A 24235-nucleotide genomic window follows, 5' to 3' on the forward strand; every position below is an offset into this window, starting at 1 on the left:
AGAGCTAACAATAGCCATGCTTTGTATTATTTCGCTCTCGCAGGGCGTTTTCCTTGTTTTTGGCCTGCGCCACCAGTGCCTTTAGCGCTAAACGGCTTTTTCTTCTGTGACCAGCCAGTTTTACCTTTGCCTGCATTGTTACCCTTATCCGATGGCTTCCCGCTCCCACTGGTGCCGCCTTCTGCCTTCGCTTTATTCGCAGGTGTGGGTTTCTTGCCTGATGACTTTCTATCATCAAACTGATTACCAGAAAAACGGGTGAAAGCTTTTTTACTGCCGTCACTCTTACTACCACGGTTTTTAGCACCAAAGCCTTGGCGCTCATTACGCGCTTCTGGCGGAACAATATGTTGGACGCCGTGGCCAATCAAATGCTCTTTACCCATAGCAACAAGTGCTTCACGAATAAGAGGCCAGCCAGCGGGATCATGATAACGTAGCAATGCTTTATGTAAGCGACGTTGACGACCTTTTTTCGGCACGGTCACTTCTTCACTGCTGTGTTTCACATTTTTAAGTGAGTTAAGCTCAGTGTGATAAATGGTAGTCGCATTAGCCATTGGCGATGGATAAAAATTCTGAACTTGGTCTAGCTTAAACTTTTCTGATTTAAGCCATAACGCTAGGTTCAGCATGTCCTCATCTGTAGTCCCTGGATGCGCAGAAATAAAGTACGGGATCAAGTACTGCTTCTTACCCGCTTCTTTAGAGTAAAAATCAAATAACTCTTTAAACTTATGATAACTGCCCATACCCGGCTTCATCATCTTACTGAGTGGGCCATCTTCGGTATGCTCTGGGGCAATTTTTAAATAGCCACCAACATGGTGTTTAGCCAGCTCTTTAACATAGCGTGGATCTTCAGTGGCTAAGTCATAACGTACACCAGAGGCAATCAGTACCTTTTTAATTCCTGGGACGTCACGTGCTGCTCGGTATAAATCAATGGTGTGTTTATGATCTGTCCCCAAATGGCCACAGATACTTGGATAAACACAGGATAAACGACGACAGGTTGTTTCCGCTTTTACGCTCGTGCAGCCAAGACGATACATGTTCGCCGTTGGCCCACCAAGATCTGAAATCACCCCAGTAAACCCAGGTACTTTTTCTTGAATATCTTTAATTTCTTTAATGATTGATTCTTGTGAACGACTTTGAATAATGCGTCCTTCGTGTTCTGTAATCGAACAGAACGAACAACCACCGAAACATCCTCGCATAATGTTAATCGAGGTTTTAATCATGTCATATGCAGGAATTTTCGCCTTGCCATAACTTGGGTGCGGCACTCGTTGATACGGCAAATCAAATACTGCGTCCATTTCGTCAGTATTCAATGGCCAAGCTGGCGGATTGACCCAAACAGAGCGATTTCCTTGGGCTTGAAATAACGCACGCGCACAGCCTGGATTTTGCTCTTGATGCAAAATACGTGATGCATGAGCGTATAAATATTTATCATCAGCGACTTTTTCATAGGCTGGCAATAGTACGTAAGTTTTTTCCCATGGCTTGGGTCTTGGCGGCTGGACACTGATAGCTTTTGGCGCATCGTTATCAAAAATTTTCTTATCAGTTGGCCCTGACAGTTTTTCACAGCCAACATCATCTGCACCATATGGGTTTGGGATCGGGTCAATCTTATGCAATTGATCCAATTTACGTGAGTCCATGCCTTTCCAGCCAGGCAATGGCTCATGGCGAATAACTGCGGTACCACGAATGTCGTGCAAGTCAGCCATTTTCTCACCGTTAGCGATACGATGAGCGACTTCCACCAGCGGACGTTCGGCGTTACCATAAATTAGGATATCGGCTTTAGCATCAAAAATAACACTACGGCGTACTTTGTCTGACCAATAATCATAATGGGCGATACGGCGTAAGCTTGCCTCAATCCCCCCAATGACGACGGGCACTTCTTTAAAGGCTTCTTTACAGCGCTGGGTGTAAACAGTAACCGCGCGATCGGGGCGTTTGCCGCCTTCATCATTAGGCGTATAAGCATCATCACTACGAATACGACGATCTGCGGTGTAGCGGTTAATCATCGAATCCATGTTGCCCGCAGTAACACCAAAGAATAAATTCGGGCGACCTAGCTTCATGAAGTCATTTTTATTCGACCAATCTGGCTGGCAAATAATCCCCACTCGAAACCCTTGTGCTTCGAGCATTCGGCCAATAACAGCCATACCAAAACTTGGATGATCGACATAAGCATCGCCACTGACAATAATAATATCGCAGCTATCCCAACCAAGCTGATCCATCTCTTTACGAGACATAGGAAGAAACGGTGCCGTGCCATAGCATTCGGCCCAGTATCTTGGGTAATTAAATAGCGTGGATTCAACTTGCATGAGATTTGCCTACATTAAACATCATCGATCTGGTGAGTTGCACTTAACCAAGTTTAGTTCAACTCACCCAACTTTTTTCTGGAGGCGGAGTATAGCAGTTACATCACACTAAGTGTGACTAAAAAAGCAGCATAAATAAGGTTTTTAAGCTATTTATAGGTTTCTATAACCTTATTAAAAACAATGACTTTTGTCTTTAAGGCTAAAACTGATTGTTATAAACCAATAAAAAATCCAATATTTACAATCGCTAAGCCAACCATCACAACCCAAGTTAACAAGACGCCCCAAACGCGGCCAAAGTGCACACCGCCTTTAGCTGCAGTTAGCCCTATGGCATGTAATAATCTCGCCACAATCCACACGGTACCAAAACAATGCAATATTGCTGCTGGTAAGCCATTAAACTCAGCCAGCATGAATAAAATCAGTGCAAGGGGCGCATTTTCTAGCAAGTTTTCATGGACACGCTTTGCCAACGCTAAATCAGCATTACCACCAGTGCCAATACCGACTTTATTGACCCTTCGCTGCTTAATCACTCTGATGGATAAACCTATTGCAAGTAGCACGGTTAAGCTGGCGTAGAACCCTGAAATCATCAATGACATGTGTGATATTTCCTTTTTATTATTTTTACGGCATTTAGCCAAATAGTGACTACAATTGAGTATTCATTCTATACACATTGAAACAAAATGGAATTATCAACTTTTTAACAATTTTTTGCTGCTTTTTAGGTATTCAGCCAACCTCATTTCGGTTACTATTCGCGCCATTGACCTACTACCCATGTTAACTAGAGTGACGCACGCCTAATGAACGATGACAACTTCATTGAAAAACGCAGATTTATCATAAAATTAGGCAAAGCCCTGCATAAATTCGGTACGCCCGCTTATCGTCTTGAATCCCACTTACAAACGGTGTCTTCGACCTTAGGAATTGAGGGATACTTTTTAATATCACCCACCTCAATGACCTTTGTCTTGCAGCACGATACCGAACAAGAATATAACCATGTTGCCAGGGTTAAACCCGGTGACTTGGATTTAGGCTCTTTGGCGCGCACCTTTGATTTGGTTGAAGAGCTAAGTACAGGGCAACGTACCCTGAGTGAAGCACTCGAGCGTTTAGAAGAAATTGCCAATAAACCTAACCCTTACGGCCATGGGCTAACGTTATTGTCCTTTGGGGTGAGTGCTGGCGCGTTTGCGATGCTAATGGATACCAGCTGGAACGATGTTTTTTGGTCTGGCATGCTGGGCTTACTAGTTTACGGATTAGTATTTTGGGCAGAAAAATCTAAACGTGTCGCTGAAATGCTTGAACCGTTAGCGGCTGTAGTCTGTGCGATTTTAACCTGTGGTATTGCAGCGGTGGTTGATCCCAGCATCAATATACCCGTGGTCATCTTGTCAGGGATCATTATTTTTATCCCTGGTTTAGCGCTCACCCTTGGTTTAGCTGAGCTTGCCGCTCGAGATTTAATATCAGGCACAGCAAGGATCATGGATGCGATCATGCTGCTTTTTAAATTGTATTTTGGTGCTGTACTCGGCATGACTTTGGGTAAAGTGATGTTTGGCGAATCTGTGTATATTGAACCCGATTTGCTCCCTCGCTATGCCTCATGGGCAGCCGTTCCATTACTGTCTATGGCGTTGGTTATCATCTTTAAAGCACGTATCAAAGACTCACCTTGGGGAATTTGCGCAGGTATTGTAGCGTATTTCTCGGCTATGTTAGGCGGTCTTTACCTAGGGGAGTCGATTGGTATATTTGTTGGCGCACTGGCTGTTGGCATTTATTCAAACCTTTATGCTCGTTGGATGAAAGCACCCGTATCAATTGCACTGCTTCAAGGTATTGTTATTTTGGTTCCAGGTAGTAAAACTTATATTGGTTTAAATGCAATGATCTCAGGTGAGACCATGCTAAACCAGGCTCATTTAGGCACACAGGTATTTTTAATTTTTATGTCACTTATTGCAGGTTTAATTTTTGCAAACGTGATTGTGCCTCCTAAACGTAGCCTTTAATCTCAGCGTTAAGGTCAAAGCATGTCATCCCTATTAATATAGGAGCACACGGTTTGACCTTCCCTTACCTCAAAGTATGTCTCAATCAGTAAAATACATTACTTATTACGTAATAACATCATGATAAATAATTAATTTTATGTTATTTCGTATTTTTTATTTTCTTTTTATTCTGATTTGTATTACCTTCTGCGCCGCTAGGAAAGCATGCGGCACCGACTATGATGTTAGGCCGTAATTCAGGTTCAATGGATGAATCAACCGACCTTGATATCTCCATGTCCTTATTTGCTTGAATCACCTAGCGATAATAATCAAATAAAGGAATGATTGATGAAAAACGTTACCGCTTTAGCACTACTATCTGGTCTATTCGCACTTCCTGCAATCGCAGCACAAGATGCTCCGTTTCAACACGAAGCAGGTCTTGAATATTCAGCTAATACTGAAGAATTCGGCGATGGTATTTGGGATCTAAACTACCGCTACTACATCAAGCCAGTATCACAAGATAATGGCCCATATGCATTGAATGGTTTTTTAGCGCAAACCACTAATATTGGTGCTGGTTACTCAATGTTTGATGATGCAGATACTGACACAATTCGTATTGATGGAACTTATGTATTTGACTCAAAATGGTTTGTTGGTGCTGAATACAATCGCTTTGAAATCGGCGATTTCAGTGGCAACCTTTACCAATTCGATGCGGGTTACTACTTCAATGACAGCTCGAAAGTCGCGGCATTCTATGTCGATGGCAGTGATGATTTTGAGTCATTCTACGGTGCTGAAATTCGCAGCTTTCTAGCCTTTGAAACCACAACAGGCATCGATTTAGGTGCTATGTGGACTCACACTGACAATGACGACATCTTCAATTTGAATGCTGACTGGTATGTGACTAAAGCTTGGTCTGTTGGGCTTGGATATGTTGACGACGGTTCAGATAATGATTTTGCAGCTAAGACAGCGTACTGGTTGCGTATGTCTGACGCTTTCTCTGCAACTTTTGAAGTATCTAAAGTACTTGATTCTGATGTAGATGGCTTTGGCGCAAGTATCGGTATTGTCGGTCGCTTCTAAACCTTGCTTACTATCTCCCCTGATACCCAAAAGGAGCCATGATGAGGCTCCTTTTTTTATTGACTCTCTCAGTCAAATCAATAATTTTTGTAAATAATCTGCGAAATTTCAAATACCCGCCATACTTAATCTTAGCCACTAAACCTTTGTACTAAAAATGATCGTGCAATGATTAATTGCTATTAGGTCAATAACTTAATTAGCTAATTCAATTATACATAGCACTCAAGACTTCTCATTTGTGGCCATTAAAATAAGTATAGGTAACCATAATAAAAACAACGAACGCATCAATAAAGCTTACCCATTGCGCTTGGAGCTTTATGTTAGTCATCATGATGTCTCCCGTGCTTGTATTAGCCTCACAAGCACCGCTAACTGTACCCAATCAAAGCGATAAAGACCGTGAGACAGCAAATCAAAATAACACCATTACTGTTGATAACATTATCGTGCAGAGTAATGCTATTTTTGACGAAAGTGACCCTGATGCCTTTTTTATCCACCATTGGGCGAATTGGCTACACATTAATACCACTGAACCTACCATTCTCGACAAGCTCACTTTTAAAGAGGGTGAACAAGTCACTCAAAAAACGTTTGCAGAAGCACAACGGTTATTACGTGCTGAGCCTTACTTACGTGATGCAAAAATATATGTTGCCCAGAAAGCGCCCGATGCGGACTCCGATGAGCAAACCGTGGTGGTTGAAACCTGGGATAACTGGTCGCTACTCCCCACATTTAGTCTAAGTTCAAGTGGCGGTGAAACCAAATATTCAGTCGGGATTAAAGAAGATAACTTAATGGGACTTGGGATTAAAACTCGCCTTAAGTATCAATCTAATGCTGATAGAACGGGTTATAAATTTGGCGTTACCGCCCCACTCAAAATTATTCAACATGCCACTGTATCTGCCAATATTTATGACAACAGTGATGGCCAAGCAACCCACTTATACTTTACTAAGCCTTTTTACTCATTGGACACAAAGGATCAGTATTTTGCAGAGTACTTAACAGATCAACGTATTGATACTTTGAGGCAAAATGGTGAAGACGTTAATGAATTCGAGCATAACGTTGATTATGCCGCCTTATCTTTTGGTTGGTTATTAAATAAAACAGACGCAGATCTTTCAAGAGTAACACTCGGTATTACCCAGGATAAACATCAATTTGCAGCCAGTGACACGTTCCCCGATGGTCCTTTACCTCAAAATAGAGATTTTATTTACCCTTGGATAGGTTATGAATACCTGCAAGATGACTATCAGGTTTTTACCAATATTCACTTGATCAACAATAATGAGGATTTTAATTTAGGCTGGCGCCATTATGCTCGAGTTGGTTTTGAAACCAATGATGTTAGTGAGGGGAATAATATCGGCTACCATTTTAATGTTAGCTCTAGCCGAGGTTATCAACTAGAAAAAGACTTACTGTTACTCAATTTCAGTGGCCAAGCTAGCATCAATACCAGCCAAAAAGACTTTTATAATGTTAGCGCTCAAGCTGAGTACTTTTATAAAATTCATCCTAAATGGACTGCCTACGCTAAAACTCGGCTGGCAACCTCGAAAAACAATTACCTTGATAAACCTTTTGCTTTAGGTGATGACACTGGAGTTCGGGGGTATCCCAATGATTACCAATATGGTGATAATCAATGGTTACTCACAGGTGAAGTTAGGTATTATCCCAACATCAACCTTTACCAATTAGCTGAATTAGGTTGGGCAACCTTTGTTGATATAGGTCAAGCCTTTGGCGGACCTGATGAAAACAACGAGGTCAGCTCCCCTATAGGCAGTGTCGGCATTGGTGCGCGAGTTTTCTCCTCAAAATCAAGCTATGGTAGCGTAGGTCATATTGATTTAGCCGTGCCTTTTACCAGTGGGGAAAAAGTCGATGACTGGGAATGGCGTTTTCAAGTAAAAAACCGTTTTTAATAAGATCTTCACTATTTAACCTCAGCGACTCAACTTGAGTACACCAGTTCCCTTGTTAAACATTAACAGCTGAAAGGCTTATTTGATGTTTTCAAATCCAGCAATCTCGTCACGAATTTGCTGTTCTTGTTCCTTGCTATCGATTTGATAAATTTTCTTAATTTGACTTTTAAATTGCGGAGCGTCGCCAGTTGATACGGTATCAAACCCAACTGTCACCTTACCCATGCGAGATGTAATAACTAAGGCCTTTGCAAACGTTAAATTCGTATTTACCCCACTTAACACAATGAGATAAGTTTGTTTTGGTCGACTATCAACAAACACTGTGCGATTGTCCATAGTTCGCCAACCGTCCATCCTAAAGTTATCAATACTGGTGACTTCAGTCAGCTCATCAAATTGATAAAGTGCAGCTTTTTGTTTGCTTGCCTCTGACGCACTGCATCCCAATAACATTAACGACACCAACGCAATTATCATTTTATTCAACATAAGCTATCACCCCGTAATATGTTCAGTTAGTTAACGTTTTTAACGGCATAACGTCAGCATAACCAATGAATGAGTGAAAAAGCTAATGAATTTTTGATATCACGGATTGTTCAGCGACTACCTGCCATTGCTCCATTAATCCAGCGTTAATGCTGTCGTTAATGGCGCTATCCAATATAGGAGCCAAATGGGCATATTCGCTGTTCAGATACACATATAAGGGGTAAGTTTGTAGCTCTACAGGCAATATCATCACATTGTCGATATTCATCTTATTCAATGTACTTGCACCATCTAAACGACTGGTCACCGCCACATCAATACGACCTTTAACTAAAAGCTGCATGAGTTGTTCAGTAGACGCCACTTTTAATAGCTTATCTGGGTTTACGTCAATTTGTTCGGTATGTTTAACACCACGGATCACTCCCACATTGACATCGACGATATCTTTTAGCGAGTAAATATTGAGGCGATTATCACTGCGAACCAGTAATGCCGTTTTTAAGTGGTAATAAGGAGTGGGAACACGAATGAGATCGGGATTATCAATGCCATATTCCCATATGCGCATGATTTCACCGGCACTTTTAGCTTCGCACACATTAAGCTCAGCTCGGCTTGCAGGCAACATTTCAATTTCACAATTTAATTGGTACTTTTTGCAAAATCCATCAAATAATCTGGCCCCGACTTCCTGCTCTGCTAGCCCTTGGATACCAACAAAAGAATAGGGTTTTGCCATCGCACCAGCGACAGGTATTAGCCAAATGAACATACAAAGAAACTGAAATAAGAAAACATTAAGAAACACTTTCATGGCAATAAGTCCTTTTGCCGCGACCGATATACACCGGGATATGATTGTTGCTTTACCTATATCTATGCCAATTTAACGAGCACTTTCATAGAGGTAGATTGTAGCCAGCCACAACCACATCACCTGAGTTATATCGATAACTCCATTAGTGAGTTTCTATTATAGTAAATTTATCACTCGCAGCTTTTAAATTGGTACTTAAGTGCGACAGTCCTTGAGACTGTTCAGAGACTTCATTAGCAATCATACCCACTTGTTGGCCAACTTCATCTATTTGCGCCAAGCCTTCTGTTAATTCCGACGTTGCTAACGCCTGCTCCTTACTTGCCTGAGCGATAAAATCTTGCTGCTCTGCTGAATAACTCATGTGAGCCACAATATCGTTGAATGCGATGCCAGTTTGCTCTGCAACAAGATTACCTTCATCCATTTTAGTTAACGACACTTGCACTAATTTCACCGTTTTATCAGCCGCTTCAGCGCTGCGACTTGCTAAGTTTCTTACTTCATCTGCCACCACAGAAAACCCTCGGCCAAACTCTCCTGCCCGTGCCGCTTCAATGGCTGCATTAAGTGCAATTAAGTTAGTTTGTTCAGCAATCTGGGTAATTTCTCGCATGATAGTGGCAATTTGTTCACCTGAAACATGAATATCTTGTAAAGCGACCCTCAAGGCTTGCATTCGATCATTACCAGCTTTAGCAGCTAAATAAGCGGATTGACCTTTTTGGTTCATTTCTTCTGTTGCGTTAGCTGTTAAATGGATCTGGCTGTCTATTTCTTGCAACGCTGCACTGATCGAGCCTACTGACGTTAGCTGCTCAGTGGCACTTTGTGCCAGACTGTTGCTGTGGTGATTCAGATCTTCTGTCGCACTGATAATTTGCTGGGTATTTTGCTTTACCGATACCGTCAACAAGGTGAGGTTATGCACCATCTCAACCAACGCATGCCCTAACAGATCTCGCTCACCGGCTACCGACGGCTGACAAGTTAAGTCACCAGATGCGATAATTTCAGCCGCAGCAACTTGGCGCTTTTGCATTTCAATTAATTGCTTCATTGACTGGCTCATATGGCCTAGCTCATCAGTGCGCTGTAATAGTGCTTGCCACTTTTTGGCATCAAGATGGGTCAGATTGCTATCTCCTACCGATAAATCATCGACTGCGGTGACCATTGTCCCTAACCCTTTGGTTATTGCATTTACTAACCCTAAAATAAGCCCTGTGATCAATAATGATGAAACTAAGGCCACAATGCTGCTCAGCAGTATTAATTGAGACTGGCTTGCAGCCATAACTTTTTTATCGGTAGCACTGACAATGATCCACCCCGTACTGGTTTGTTGCCTGATGGAACCAAGATACGCGACCCCATTCTCTTCAAAATCAACGATGCCAGCTTGTTGTTTGCACAATGCTTGGTGTGACGCAAACGCTCGCTGACTGTCTATAAATGGGTGAGCAATAAGCTCACATTGCGCTGATAAAATAAACGCATAGCTATGCTCATCATGTTGGCTAATATCAACAAAGTCATGGTAAAAATTATCCAGTGGGATACTGGCAAATAACACCCCTTCACCTTGAACCCGTTTCGCAAAAGTGACCAATAACTTACCGTCTACTCGGCTTTTTCTCGGGTTAGAGATAACAATATCTGCTTGGTTAAATGCAGCGTTAACATAAGGAAGCTGCTGATAGCTTTGGCCAATACGCTGCTGATTACTTGCTGCGATGGCGACACCTTGTTTATTGAGTAAAGCGAGGTTTCTAAATTGAAATTCAGAAGCTAAGGCCGCAAAGTGCTTAGAGAGTTGCTCAGCAACCTGCGAGACGTTATTGCCTGTCGAGATGCGATTGTCTATGTGAGCATTATTAGCTTGTAACGTTTCACGTATATATGGGCTGCGAATGAGTGCGCTAATAATACCTTGGTTATGCTGATACCAACTATCAATGTTCTTTTGCAGCAATGCACTATTACCACTTACTGTATTTTCAGCTGTTTGTTTCATGGTGGCCAAACTAAAGTAAATAGTCAGTGTTGCCAATAACATAAAACCACACACAACCGCTGGCACAATAATGAGATTAAACTTATGTTTTAGCTTCATATTATTTTTCTTATTTATTCAGAACACGTTAAAACCAATAAGACATACAATATGATAAAAACCAGCTAAAAAAGATGATTAAGCTCAATTAATTTATACTTAATCTGACAGTTCTTATAGATAAAATCACATAAAGCGTACACAAATAAAAAGCCGCTTCATCATTGAAGCGGCTTAAATATAAAGTTTAGAATTTAGATTAAAGATGCGCTGAGATTAACTTCTGCGTCTAAGGCCTAACAAACCCAGCACAAATAACCATAATCCCATTGCACCACCGCTTGAATCAGACTTAGGTTCAGGTTCTGGTGCTATCACTTCAGCAGTCACAGCAATGGTTGCTGTTGCAGCTACCGCTGTTTTAACACCATTACTGACCGTTAGCTCAATCACGGCACTGGCATCAGCATCAACCGCTGGTAGCGTTACATCGGTATCCATGGCCATTGCATCTGCGAAGGTCACCACAGGGCCTGACACTTGGCTCCAAGCATAAGTTAACTCATCATCACTATTAGGCGCGGTACTATCACTTGCTGATAAGCTCACTGTCGTGCCTTCATCAACTGTCAGCGAAATGGATTGTTCACCATTGATTTTGGCAACAGGTACACCACTTAACATTACAGGCGCTAGCATTTCAGTATGACTCACTTCATTAAGAGTATGCGAGACACTGAATACCAAGTCTTGGCTCATCACCAATGCTTGTGTATCAAGTTCCACGACAATCTCTTGTCCAGCTTCATTGGCCGCTTGCACCACTTCCCAAGAAACCATTTCACCATCAACACTCCCTTGATGACTGTCGCTTTCGATAACCAAACCGACTGGCAACTGCGCAGTGACTGATAAGGTGCGTTCCTCATCAGTGTCATTGTCTGCAAGCGCAATAGATAATGTGATCATATCGCCAGTATCTGCTGATTCGACATCCAGCTGACTTTGGGCATAGGTTGCTTTTCGGTATAACTCAATTGGCATTAATCCCACGTTATCTGCAGCATCTACACCGGTACCAATTTCAAGTACAGTCGTATAAAGCGTGTCAGATTTAAGTGTTTTATCCCAGTTAAGGACTAACCCAATATCCTCATCGGCTGCCACAGCAGATTTAAAGTCAACAGTTACACTTTCATCATCTTTGCCAATGACAGCGAGTTCAATCACCACATCATCTTCGACATCTGACGGCGCAGACGTATCACCATAGTTGTGCACTGTGACATAGTAAGAACCTGGATCTGGGTCATTGATTTCACATGACTCATAAGCCGTTTCTGTTGCGCTCATACACGTTAAAGGATCCATTTCCCGTGCATTATCAGGCTTACCGTTATAGTTACTATCACGGCCAATATATAAGTCTAAATCCGGTGAACTGGTATGTTTAACACGTGCAATAAGACGCTTAGTGTTCGGCGTAATGTTCACTAATTGCGAATAATACTTACTGCTATCGTTATACACATTCGTTGGCCAGTTCGATGTATCGCTGTCGTCTCGAGGTATGGTTGTTTCAATCACTTCAACTTCAGCTAACTCAAAGACCCCAACCTGAATATCACTTGAGCCGACGGTCTTAATGCCAGAAATCGCAGCACTGCCTTTATTCTGCCCTGTGGTTAACTGCGCTATTTCAGGCATACTACCAGCAACAAAGCTCCCCACTACCGGCATCTTGGTGGGAGTTAGCGCAGTATTTTCTGGCGTTAATACTAAATAACCCATGCCATATTCTGACGCATAGCCTTCACCAATGGCTGCAGTGATATCTAAGCTAATACTTTCGCCAGCTGCAAGGGTAAAACTTGAAGGGGTTGCAGAGATAGACAAACCAGGGGTTTGAGATAACTCGCCCACAGTCCATGTTGACGATGCTGTTGCTGTGAATGTTCTTGTCCACGAACACGCCATCATACAGTTATTCATTAATGCTGAAGGTAGGTTCAATGACTCGGGTGTGCCGTCTAAACTAGGATCTGCTAACGTATAGTCTTCATGCGATACATCCATCACCAAGCCAGCGTTTAACGCATCTGCGACACGTGCGCTGCCAGCTCCACCTGTAAATAAACTGGATGGCGTCACACCGTCTTCCATCCATGTGTTTGTTTCAGCACTGAGCATTAAAGCAGATTGAGCTTGAGCCGGTGTCCACTCCGGTTTTAAAGCAGCAATTAAGGTATACACACCTGCAATATGCGGACTCGCCATAGAAGTACCGCTCATAAAGGTCGTCGGAGATTCTGTTTTATCTCCAGTATCTCGCCACGGTTGATACTCTGTATTCGCCCCATAAATTTCAACGCCAGGAGCAGAAATATGCGGTGTAAGCCAACGGTTCATTATTGACTCAGGGCCTCGTGAGGTAAATTCCGCCGCAATATCTGCTTTAGCAGGATCGCTTTCAAGTACTGACGCATTAAAACTCACAGTATGATCAGAACCAGACGATAGCCAATCCGTCAGTAGTGCACCTTGATCAGCATCTAAATGTACTGCGGGTAAGACGTGTAAATCAGCATCGACTGTCTCAGCGCCACCCTCTAAGTTAATCAAGACTAAACCAGCAGCGCCACCAGCACGAACATTAGTCCCCTTAGCTACCCTTGCTATATCTCCTCGCTCGCATACAACAATTTTTCCGGTTACTGTGTCAGCGTCAAAAGGCTCAAGACAGCCTGCCATGCCTAAATCTGCAGCACTAATGATGTCGCCAGAGATACCGCTTGTTGCGCCTTTACCTGTTAATGGCTCAAGATCGTAATCTCCGCCTGTAAAGGTGACTTCCTTGTCTGTGAAGCTACGATCATGTGTATAAGCGGCGACGGTGGTAAGCCAAGGCGCATTACCCGGTGAACCAACGGTCTCAGCGCCTGGGCCGTCATTACCTGCTGCGACCGCAACATGGATACCCGCTTCTCGCGCAGCAAGAAATGCTAATGCATCTGTGTCATTCCATGGGTCACTTGCTCCACCACCGACTGAATAGTTGATAACTTGAACGCCATGTTCAATTGCGTGCTCAACCGCTAATGCAGTGACATCAGGCCAACATCCTGCATCGGCGGCGCAGACTTGATAAGACACAATATTGGCATGAGGGGCAACACCACTAATTTGACCAAAGCTAAATTCAGCTTCTTCGCCAACGGCGTTATAAACCGTCACATCTTTAACGATGTTACCTGCTGTGGTTGAAGCCACATGAGAGCCATGACCATTATGGTCAATACCAATTCGGTCGTCCCCTTCTGGGGTATAGTCGTCTAAAAGAGCTTCATGCGCCCAAATACCAATCAATTTGTCATTACAATAATGCGCTAAATCAGAATCACTACAATGACCTAAGTAGGTACCTTCTCCGAGTGGGTTTGTGTGGTCATAACCATCACCACCAATATCAGCAAAAGAAGCACTTGTATGGTTAATCCCAGTATCCATGATTGCGACGATGACGCCTTCACCCATACTAGAAACGCCTGTTGCTGAGCCATCCCAAGCACTTGGCGCTTGGATATGCTTTGGCCCAGAGTCAGTATTCAAATGACGTAGTTCGACTTTTTGAACGCTTTTTACACCCGCAACAGAAGCCAGCATTTGCGCTTCTTTTTCTGATAACTCAGTACTGAAACCGTTTAAGGCAATTTGATAATCGTCATGCACAGCCAATTGGCGGTTCAATGTTGATTTCGCCAGAGACAATGTTTTACTACGCTGGGTATTAAGGTATTGAATATATTGCTGACTCACTGCACTGTTAACATTCAGCACGCCTGTTTTAGCTCGGGAATTTGATGGGTTAGCTAAAATGCTTGTGGCCTTAAGATCCCCTTTATCACCGTGATAAGTCGCTAGGGGCTGGTCATCTAATAACACCATATAAAGGTTATCAATTTGACGTGGATTCTTGGTCGTTGGTTGGTATCCTCGCTGACCACTATCGGTATCAAGACCTCGGGTATCAATCACTTTCGCTTGCAAGTTAGGGCTAAATGCCAGCGTTAGCGCTGCTGCAATTAAGCTTTTCTTATATATCGATGTCACAATATCTTCCTCGTTCTAATTATTATCTATCGCGTCTTTATCTGTTTTCGTTAGCCATTGCTTGGCAATAAATCATGCTGTTAACGACAACATTTCGCAGCAATAACGATGTCTGTAACCTTGATACTCGAAGATAATAATCTGAGGCAAATATACAGCGACTATTCCATTTCATTTAAGCTTCACTTTTATTTCAATTCCTTTTTAATCATAAACTTACAAAAACAAACTGTATCTAAATGTATCCAATTTTAGCGATATATTCTCTTTTAACTCCATAACAGGGCTTCATGACATTTTTATGGTGCACTCACCAAATTCAACAATAAAAAACAGATGCTATCTTATTGTTTATTAAGTAAATGAAAAATTATTGAAAGATAAAAGAAACAAAATCAACGCCCATTTGCTTGAGCTTTGTGGTGGTTTCAATGAAAACCTATGTACGAGTATTGAGCAGAGGACTTCTGACTCAATGAGCCTAAGAGTGCGGCAACTCTATTTGAAATAAAAAGAAATGAAGTTAAGCAAAAAAATAAAACAATAATTTGAAGGGAAACCCTATGTCATTTACCAAGTCAAAACTAGCGACGTGCATTGCAATCGCCTCAATGATGCCAGCAGCTAGCGTCGTTGCCAGTCAGTCTGATGTGTTGTCACCTTACTCAGCCTCAGCTCAACAAACCGAAAATGCGACCTTATATGTTTACTTATCTGATAAAGGGTCGTTAACTAAAGCAACTATCAACAACAAAAGTAAATTTGCCCAGCGCCTACAACAAATAGAAGCAAGCCAGCAGCAAGTGATTAATAACATCATGGCACTTGATGGCAATATCAAGACGCTTCCTGGTTCTAAACTCGTAGGTAACTTTATTCGAGTACAAGCCGACAGCAGCTATATTGAAAAAATTAAACAACTTGATGGTGTACAAGCCGTGGTTGTGGCTGCAGCACCTATTAGCGTGCCAACAAATGCACTTCGTACAGCAACAAGTCCTTCGACTAACTCTATCACTCCAGCTTCTGCGCCAGCATTTTCTGACGACATGACAGCGGGTGAAGGCGTTAAAGTTGCCATCATTGGTAGTGGTGTTGATTATACCCATACAGGACTTGGCGGCGATGGCAGCGATGAATCCTATGCAACAGCAATGGAGAATGCCGTTAATGCATTTGATGGTTTTCCAACAGATGTGGTTGTTGAAGGGATGGACTTAGCCAGTGATGCAGGCTGGGGATTAGATCCAAACCCAATCGACCAAAATGTGTATTTTACCCGTGATTACGACGGCGCGACACACAATACAGGTCACGGTACTCGACTTGCCAGCGTTGTTCACGCTTTAGCGCCTGCAGCCAAAATTGCAGCGTATAAAACCTCAAATGTGTCTGATCCATATGGCTACGGCTATAGCTTGTCATCAGAAACTTCAAGCACATTTATGTTGGCTCTAGAATACGCTCTTGACCCAAATCAAGATGGCAGTTTTGACGATCGAGCAGACATCATTGTCGTCGATGCATTAGGTGGTAATGCATTTTATGCTGAGCATGATGATGGCGTATCAGGTGCAGTGATTGAAGCTTATGCAATTGAAATGGCTTCGGCATTAGGTAGCTTAGTGGTAGTTAACGCTGGTAATGGCGGAGAATGGTACGACAATAGTTTTAATATGACATGGCGCGGCGCCGCGCCGAGTGCATTAACAGTTGGTGGCATGGTTGCTGACGAAGAAGGCAATATGATGGTCACAGAAAAGACCCCATATGGCCCAGTTCGTGGTGCATCAACATTCAGTAAACCTGATATGGTCAGCTACGCTGAAGATATCGAAGTCGCCGTTGTCGGTGGTGGCGATGAAATGGACACCCAATCTGACACTGTCATGGCAGCTGCCCGCATGGCTGCCGCCGCTGCGGTATTAAAATCAAAACGCCCTTCATTGTCGATGACTGAAATCAAAGCATTGCTCATGAATACAGCCAACAACAAAGTCATGGATCTAAACAACAAGCAAGGTGAATTAACGCTTATTGGTAGCGGCGCTGAAAACCTTGAAGACGCATTAGCTTCTTCAGCGGTTGTGTGGGAAAAAGGCTCATATCAGCCTAACCTCAGTTTTGGCTTTTCAGAAGGCACTGGCACGCAGCGTTATACCAAACAAGTGCAGCTTAAAAACCTTTCAGAAGAAACCGTCACATACGATGTTGCCCTAACAAGCATGGGCAAAGATGGCGACATGGCGCTGACTTGGGAGCACCCAGCCAATATCAGTGTCCCTGCAGGACAAACGGTCGTTTTCCCAGTCACTATGGTTGTTGATTACACCAAGCTGGCTAATTGGCCGATGAAAATGGGCAGTGATTTAACTATTGAAAATTGGCAAAAAATCGAGCTTTCAGGCCAGCTGCAATTAATGGCTGAAGAACGACCAACACTGAGTGTGAATTGGCTTGCCAAACCACGTGCGAAAACTTCTATCACCCGTCACTTTGATACGTATGAAGAAATATACGGTACTGAGTTTACTCAAAAATTTAGCGAAACAGCTGGTGCATATGCACAGCAATTTACCAATGACAGTGAAACAGAAACAACGTTTGCCGTGTTTCCTGCCATGAAACACCAACCCAACATCAATGTCGGCAAAGAGCATACCAAAGGTAACATGCTCAACACGGTTGCTGGTGGTATTTATGATGAAGCGATGTGTTCGTCAGGTAAAAAAATGGTTGTTGCTGGCCGCTTCTTTGAACCGAATGATGTCGGGATGGCGAACCATTTTGATAAAGCGGGTGCAGCACTTGTCTATTGGAGTACTTACCAAGAGCAGTTTGTTATCGACAACGAACTCGATAAAGCAGTTAATGGCGATCCTTATGCATGGGATGAAGCGACTCAAATGGTCATGAGTGGTTTTATTGAAGTTGATGAAAATGGTCAGCCACATTCCTACTACATTGATTTTAACAAAGAGTACGACTGGACCGATCATTATGGCCGCTACACAAAATCTAGCTTACCCACGTATGTCACAGGTCATGGCCAAAACTTTGTCGCACAATACTGTCTCGATGACTTATATCATGGCGAAAACATGGCGAGCTTAGAGGACTTTGACCAAAACCAAGGCTGGCTTTTTGGCACCGACCGCGACGCTTTAGCAAACCTTGGTGAACCCATTATTCTGTTTAATCCGGTCAAATATGGTAAGACAACCACAACTGAGTATTTCGACTGGTTTACCGGCGAAATGGTCGAAACACAAAGTAAAGATGGTGGACTACCATTAATCTCTCGCTTAGTGGAAGAAGGTGAAGCCAAAGATTACAGCCCGATGGTCACTCTAGCCGCTGGCGAAACAGCTGAGCTTGCGATGGCAAGTGAGTGTAACTTCTCTTTCGGATTTGGTGGCGGGGGCTGCCAAAATGACGGGATGTTAATCATGAGCCTGGAAAATAACTGGGCAATGGCGACGCCTATGGGCCAAGGTGATTATGCCTTTATTCCACATCCCAAAGACGGCCAAAGTCACAGCATTAATGAAGATGCTGAAATGGGAGAAGTGGTTGCCCATGTTGAACTGGATGCAGAAACCTTCTTTGCTAATGGTCAATATGAAGCAGAATGGTCTCCATACACACTGGCATTAGCCAAAGCAATTCCTGGCGATCCTTTCTCGGTTGCAAACAACGGAGAAATCACCGTCAACAACCCTGATGCTATCGATTATGATGCAGGCCACATGAGCTATGATTTAGAAGTCATTGGCTATCAAGGTAACGCATACACTGCGGTATCGACAGTGACGATTAACATTAATAACGTTAATGATATTGCACCAGCAATTATCGCTGAAATGCCAGCTGTCACCATGGATGCTCAACAAGCGGCTGAAATTGATGCCTCAATGTATTTCAGCGACGCTGAAGGTGATGCACTGACATTTAGCGCGACGGGTCTACCTGAAGGCATCAGTATCGACAGTAAAACAGGTATGATTACTGGTACTGCAGCTGCTGGGACTTATGAGGTGGTTGTAACAGCTGATGACATGGTCAATAAAACCGAAACTAGCTTTACCATGACCATTAATGCACCTGTGGCTGAAGCGGCGCCAGAACCTAAAAGTGACGATGGTGGTAGCCTAGGCTGGTTAAGCTTAAGCTTGCTCGCTTTACTTGGGTTACGCCGCAGACAACACTAACCTTAGATATCATCTAAAATGAATAAAAAGCGCCTTAGGGCGCTTTTTTATTTCCCGAGATACAAATTGAAACATTAATTTAACATTTGAGCAATATAACTTAAGGCGCTGTAATTGTTATAAAAACACTCCTATCAGTAAACATTATCCAAGATCCCAAAATGCATGGCGTATTTCAAAAAATAATAAATCAGTTATGTTACTCAAAGCTATTTGGTCATGCCTAAAACGCATTAATAAAATATACCAGCACCGTTAAATAATATTTTTAGGCACCATAACCAAATATTACTCTGAACATAATAACGAATAGAAACACGCTCAGGAGTTTATGCTGTTAATATGATTTCCCTTCCTTATCAGCGCTACCAGATTGGTCAATGCATTATCAACTGTTACGACATGACCATCACCTCAGAAAACAATACGGTTGCCTTACCTGCAAAAGTATTCGAATTTTTGAAATTATTGCTGCTTCATCCTCAACAAACAGTCACTAAAGAACAAGCAATTGAAAAAGTATGGCAAGGTAATATTGAAGTAGGAAAGCGTGGAACAGGGAATGCCATTTGGCAGTTACGAAAATCATTTTCTGAGCTTGGACAACAGCCTGAAGATTACTTCAAAACCGTCACAAAAGTGGGTTACCAGCTATTAATTGATCCGGTCCCCATTACTAAGGTGGTCACTCATCAACAGCAAAAATCTGATAATAAAAAGCCCATATTTATAGGGTTTTCTTTGGCGTTAATTGCATGTATTGCATTTTTTGTCAGCCAAACAGCAACCAAGTTAACCCAGCCTCCGATTAATGCTCAGGTTAAACCAGAGCGAATCACACATTTTGAAGGTGTAGAAGAGCGACCATCCATTTCACCTGATGGACGGTTTATGGCGTTTCAATGGCGTAAAAGTGGGACAAAAGGTCAGTTATACATTAAGAATTTACAAGACGAAGATGCCCCACTAAGACAAATTTCAATGAGTCACGATACCGAAGCAACGCCAAGCTGGTCGCCTGACGGACAATCATTGGCCTACCTAAGAACCACAGTCGATAATCAGTGTTTTGTGCATGTTCGTGATCTCATCACAAACCAAGATAAGCAGCTGGATAATGCCTGCGTTAGTAAGGGGTATTTACACAGTCTTGAATGGTCGCCAAACGGTAAAGCGCTTGCGTATGTCAAAGCGACCACAGATGCATCAGCTATTTTTAGCTATCAATTCGATACTCAGGAAGTGACTCAGTTAACCACACCATTAGCTGGTGAGCATGACCTAATGATGAGCTGGTCAGCAGACTCAACTCAGCTTGCAGTCATGCGAAGCCAAGATAACATGCAAGCAAAGATCATGCTGTATTCACTCGATAGCAACACCACAACCAACCTCATTTCAGATGAAACCCTTATCATTGGAATGGACTGGGAACATACACAAAATCAATTGTATTTTACCGCGCTAAGGGAAGCGGACTTTGTCATACAACGATACGACTTCGACACCCAAACATTAAGCGCTTTTCACCAAGATGAAACCATCAGCAGTATTACAATCAATGAAGCTAACCAGAGCCTGTATTATGCAAGGCATATTTCACAAGAACACATCACACATCGCTCGTTAAAAGATGGGCAAATCATCAAACAGCTTATCTCTTCATCTCGCGATTTATATGGACAATACTTTACCGCAACCAACGAATTAATCTTTCTATCTAATCGCTCTGGGAACTGGGAATTATGGCTTAAGCGTCAAAATGAAAATATGATGCTAACCAATGATATCGGTATGATTTCAATCCCTTCCCCTTCTCCAACAAGTTCTCTGTATGCTGCGCCTATTCGCACCCATGGGATTGACTACAATGAACTGTACTTAGGTGATACTCAAAACCAAACCTTAGCAAAGATTGAACAAGTGAAAGGCAATGTGCGCTACGCATCTTTTTCTAATGATGGTAGCGCTATTTATTACTCGGCATTTGTTAACGAACATTGGGGATTTTATCACTTCGACCTTGCCACAAAAAAAGTCAGCCTACTCCTTGATAAAAATATAAAATTTGCCATCGAAGACGATAAAAATGGTATTTACTACACGTTAGATAATGAGCCTGGAATTTATTATTGGGCCATCAGCGATGGGTCAGTTATTCAAGCCGCTAATGATGAAGCCCAAAGCACTCACACCAAAGTAAATGACTCACTGAGAGCCAAAGATTGGGGCAGTTTTTTCTATCAACAAAATACCTTGTATTACCTTGAGCGAAGCGATGAGAATGACCTCATTCAAAAACGTGATGCCAATGGCCAAATCACTACAGCGTTTACCTTACCAGCAATGAGTATTCGCAATGAGCGCAGCCTTGCCAGTAGCACTGACGGTCACTTAATTGTCAGTATGCAGGGTATCAATGATGCTGATATTTATCGTATTCCACTATCAGACTAGCCATGAGTTCTAAAAAATTGTGACATATTCTTTTACAAGCCAACTAAGTTTAACGAATTAAAACATGGTGCATAAGCGCACAATTTTTGACACACTGTAGCGCTAATTTTGGGTTTAAATTCAAGCAAAGAATTAATAACAACAAGGATGCCCCATGAAAGCACTTTCACTGGTTTGTGCCAGTATCGCTTTGGCGTTTTCAGGATTCAGCCACAGCGCAGAAATCGACCATAGTCATATTCAACAATTTGGCCCTGTCGCCATTCCCACTTCACAATCTTTATCGGCTGGCAGTCACAGTGATGCTCTAAGAGCCAACCTTGCATCAAGCTTGTCTGCTAATAGTGATATCGATATTTTTGGTAAAAGCTACCAATGGCAAGCTGTTGATACTAAAACAGCAGCCGGTTGGGTTGGCTATAAAGTCCAGCTTAGTGCAGAGCGATTTACCCAAGGTACATTAACGGTTTCAGGCCTTAATGAGCCGCAGATATACCTTAACGGTGTGCTATTTGAAGCATCTGCTAAAGCTGAAATTGCACTGCAAAGTGGCGATTACCAATTCATGATTTTAGCCGATGGCAGTGATGATGAATCGGAGTTCAGTATTGACTGGCAAGGTAAATCAGATGTTGATAATCCGAGTTTTACAGCAACTAAAACCCATCGCGTGTCTCCTGAGCAGTTGTTTGACTCTGAAGTCGTCACGAGTCTGAACCTATCGCCAAATGGCAAATATTTACTCCAAAGCAAAAGCCATTATCCGGCCAATAATGACAATAAACCTGTCAGTGTCACCGAGTTAATCAGTACCTCAAGTAAAGATGTGCTTTATCGTTGGCAGCACAGTGCTCCAGCAAGCGCAGCTTGGGCAAATAACAGTAAACAATTGGCTTTTGTTGCCGACAATCAAATACAACTGCTCACTGTAGATGGCATTAACCTTGATATCCTCGCTAATGACATGGAAAACGTCTCGGGCCTTCAATGGTACGGCGATAACTTACTATTTAGCTGGGAAAAGCCCTATAAAGCAGACGAGAAAGCAACCAATAAACGCTTCCAAGCCCTGCAAGATAGATGGAGTTACTGGCGTAACAACAGCCAAATTTATCAATTAGATGTTAAATCAGGCTTCATTCGCCAGTTAACCAGTGACAAACTCAGCAGCTACTTGCTCGACAGTCATGCCGATAAAGAAACACTACTGCTGACTCGTTCACCTGTTGATTATAAAGAACCTGCTCATAGCTTAACTCAACTGGTTGAGCTCAATGTAAAAGACCTATCTGAAAAGCTCATTGGTGAATACCGTACTTTCAATTCAGCCACTTATACTGATGATGGAATGTACATCATGGCCGGGCCTGATTTTATGAACGGTCTAGGGGTTCAAGACACTAGCGTGGTTGTCAATAACTATGATGGTCAGCTTTACTGGCGTAGTAATGAAGGTAAAGTCACCGCTCTCAGCAAAGACTTTGATCCTGCTATTGGTGGCGCAGCAAAACTGAGTAATGACGACTTAGTATTGCGCGTTGGCGAAGGCGACCGTGGCCAATTATATTTGTTCGATATTAGCAAAAAGCGCTTTAATAAAATTAATGCAGGCATGGATATGGTTAATCGCTTCAGCGTAGCCAGCGACTTATCAAAACCTGTTATTGCTTATGCTGGCACCTCTGCCACCGTGCCACAAAAAGCTTACTTGATGAAATCGGGTAAAAAGTCACTGCTATTTGATAGCCAAGCAGCCAGTTATGCTGATACACGCTTAGGTGATATTCAAGACTTCGATTTTACCAACAAACATGGCCACAACATTGATGGCCGTGTCTATCTGCCTGTTGATTTTGACGCCAATAAACAATACCCAGCACTTGTTTATTACTATGGCGGTACATCGCCAGTAACCCGTAACTTTACTGGTCGTTGGCCATTTAACCTATGGGCTGCGAAAGGTTATGTCGTGTATGTACTACAACCCAATGGTGCAACAGGTTATGGCCAAGCATTCAGTGGTCGTCACGTTAACGCTTGGGGCGACTACAGCGCTGATGACATTATCGAAGGTACACAAGCCTTCTTGAAGGCACATAACTTTGTCGACCCTAAACGTGTTGGTAACATGGGCGCCTCTTACGGCGGCTTTATGACCATGTATTTAGCCACTAAAACCGATATTTTTGCCGCTTCAATGGCACATGCTGGGATCAGTAACTTATCAGCTTACTGGGGCCATGGTTGGTGGGGTTACGGCTACTCAGGAATTGCGAGTAAAGGCAGTTTCCCATGGAATAACCGTGATTTGTATGTTGAACACAGCCCGCTTTATAACGCCGACAAGATTAACACCCCAATGTTATTGCTTCACGGTAATGCTGATACCAATGTACCTGTAGGTGAAAGCCACTACATGTACACCGCATTAAAGATGCTAGATAAACCAGTTGAACTCATTGAGTTTAACGGCCAAGACCATCATATAAATGGTCGCCAAGCTCGCTTTGATTGGTGGGATGCAACCTTGGCATGGTTCGACTTACATTTGAAAGACGAGCCACAATGGTGGAACACGCTTTATCCTGAAACTAAAGCAGCTGAGTCTGAGTAAGCTTTTATGGCAGGACAAACCTA

At 42.7% G+C, this 24235-nt stretch carries 12 protein-coding genes; 6 read left to right on the forward strand and 6 right to left on the reverse strand.

All coding sequences use genetic code 11. The features are described 5' to 3' along the window. Positions 1–26: 26 nt before the first annotated feature. Positions 27–2366, reverse strand: coding sequence for a YgiQ family radical SAM protein (locus AN944_RS15340; protein WP_055025523.1), 2340 nt, complete (start codon positions 2364–2366; stop codon positions 27–29). Positions 2367–2581: 215 nt separating this feature from the next. Then, on the reverse strand, positions 2582–2977 hold the full coding sequence (locus tag AN944_RS15345; RefSeq protein WP_055025524.1) for an MAPEG family protein: 396 nt from the start codon (positions 2975–2977) through the stop codon (positions 2582–2584). 207 nt (positions 2978–3184) lie between these two features. Between AN944_RS15345 and AN944_RS15350 the strand changes: the two genes are divergently transcribed. From AN944_RS15350 to AN944_RS15360, 3 genes are all read left to right on the forward strand, one after another. After that, positions 3185–4408 (forward strand): threonine/serine exporter ThrE family protein, encoded by a 1224-nt coding sequence (locus AN944_RS15350; RefSeq protein WP_055025525.1) that lies wholly within the window; start codon positions 3185–3187, stop codon positions 4406–4408. Between the two features lie 333 nt (positions 4409–4741). Then, on the forward strand, positions 4742–5494 hold the full coding sequence (locus AN944_RS15355; RefSeq protein ID WP_055025526.1) for a putative porin: 753 nt from the start codon (positions 4742–4744) through the stop codon (positions 5492–5494). A gap of 323 nt (positions 5495–5817) precedes the next feature. Then, on the forward strand, positions 5818–7446 hold the full coding sequence (locus tag AN944_RS15360) for a ShlB/FhaC/HecB family hemolysin secretion/activation protein (protein ID WP_080917055.1): 1629 nt from the start codon (positions 5818–5820) through the stop codon (positions 7444–7446). 78 nt (positions 7447–7524) lie between these two features. Here AN944_RS15360 and AN944_RS15365 read toward each other — a convergent pair whose 3' ends face one another. The 4 genes from AN944_RS15365 to AN944_RS15380 form a co-directional block, all read right to left on the reverse strand. Beyond that, positions 7525–7941 (reverse strand): DUF6491 family protein, encoded by a 417-nt coding sequence (locus AN944_RS15365; RefSeq protein ID WP_055025527.1) that lies wholly within the window; start codon positions 7939–7941, stop codon positions 7525–7527. A gap of 82 nt (positions 7942–8023) precedes the next feature. Beyond that, a complete protein-coding gene (locus tag AN944_RS15370) occupies positions 8024–8761 on the reverse strand; it encodes an ABC transporter substrate-binding protein (RefSeq protein ID WP_055025528.1) in 738 nt (245 codons plus the stop codon). A 145-nt stretch (positions 8762–8906) separates the two neighbouring features. Beyond that, a complete protein-coding gene (locus tag AN944_RS15375) occupies positions 8907–10880 on the reverse strand; it encodes a methyl-accepting chemotaxis protein (protein ID WP_055025529.1) in 1974 nt (657 codons plus the stop codon). Between the two features lie 216 nt (positions 10881–11096). Further along, positions 11097–14930, reverse strand: a complete 3834-nt coding sequence (locus tag AN944_RS15380) for a S8 family serine peptidase (RefSeq protein ID WP_055025530.1) — start codon at positions 14928–14930, stop codon at positions 11097–11099. Positions 14931–15493: 563 nt separating this feature from the next. On the opposite strand from AN944_RS15380, the gene AN944_RS15385 reads away from it, so the two are divergent. The 3 genes from AN944_RS15385 (at position 15494) to AN944_RS15395 (ending at position 24212) form a co-directional block, all read left to right on the forward strand. Next, the gene (locus AN944_RS15385; protein WP_055025531.1) at positions 15494–19141 is read left to right on the forward strand and encodes a S8 family serine peptidase; all 3648 of its coding nucleotides are present in this window, start codon (positions 15494–15496) and stop codon (positions 19139–19141) included. Between the two features lie 342 nt (positions 19142–19483). After that, complete coding sequence (locus AN944_RS15390) at positions 19484–21598, forward strand: winged helix-turn-helix domain-containing protein (RefSeq protein WP_055025532.1); 2115 nt, start codon at positions 19484–19486, stop codon at positions 21596–21598. Positions 21599–21752: 154 nt separating this feature from the next. Beyond that, the gene (locus AN944_RS15395) at positions 21753–24212 is read left to right on the forward strand and encodes a S9 family peptidase (protein WP_055025533.1); all 2460 of its coding nucleotides are present in this window, start codon (positions 21753–21755) and stop codon (positions 24210–24212) included. Positions 24213–24235: the final 23 nt, after the last annotated feature.

This window comes from Shewanella sp. P1-14-1, from assembly GCF_001401775.1.
Lineage (GTDB): Bacteria > Pseudomonadota > Gammaproteobacteria > Enterobacterales > Shewanellaceae > Shewanella > Shewanella japonica.

What these genes read in the sequence shown, in the direction of transcription:
- AN944_RS15340 (WP_055025523.1), bottom strand. Translation starts at nt 2,366, where the DNA reads ATGCAAGTTGAATCCACGCTATTTAATTACCCAAGATACTGGGCCGAA.
- AN944_RS15345 (WP_055025524.1), bottom strand. Translation starts at nt 2,977, where the DNA reads ATGTCATTGATGATTTCAGGGTTCTACGCCAGCTTAACCGTGCTACTT.
- AN944_RS15350 (WP_055025525.1), top strand. Translation starts at nt 3,185, where the DNA reads ATGAACGATGACAACTTCATTGAAAAACGCAGATTTATCATAAAATTA.
- AN944_RS15355 (WP_055025526.1), top strand. Translation starts at nt 4,742, where the DNA reads ATGAAAAACGTTACCGCTTTAGCACTACTATCTGGTCTATTCGCACTT.
- AN944_RS15360 (WP_080917055.1), top strand. Translation starts at nt 5,818, where the DNA reads ATGTTAGTCATCATGATGTCTCCCGTGCTTGTATTAGCCTCACAAGCA.
- AN944_RS15365 (WP_055025527.1), bottom strand. Translation starts at nt 7,941, where the DNA reads ATGTTGAATAAAATGATAATTGCGTTGGTGTCGTTAATGTTATTGGGA.
- AN944_RS15370 (WP_055025528.1), bottom strand. Translation starts at nt 8,761, where the DNA reads ATGAAAGTGTTTCTTAATGTTTTCTTATTTCAGTTTCTTTGTATGTTC.
- AN944_RS15375 (WP_055025529.1), bottom strand. Translation starts at nt 10,880, where the DNA reads ATGAAGCTAAAACATAAGTTTAATCTCATTATTGTGCCAGCGGTTGTG.
- AN944_RS15385 (WP_055025531.1), top strand. Translation starts at nt 15,494, where the DNA reads ATGTCATTTACCAAGTCAAAACTAGCGACGTGCATTGCAATCGCCTCA.
- AN944_RS15390 (WP_055025532.1), top strand. Translation starts at nt 19,484, where the DNA reads ATGATTTCCCTTCCTTATCAGCGCTACCAGATTGGTCAATGCATTATC.
- AN944_RS15395 (WP_055025533.1), top strand. Translation starts at nt 21,753, where the DNA reads ATGAAAGCACTTTCACTGGTTTGTGCCAGTATCGCTTTGGCGTTTTCA.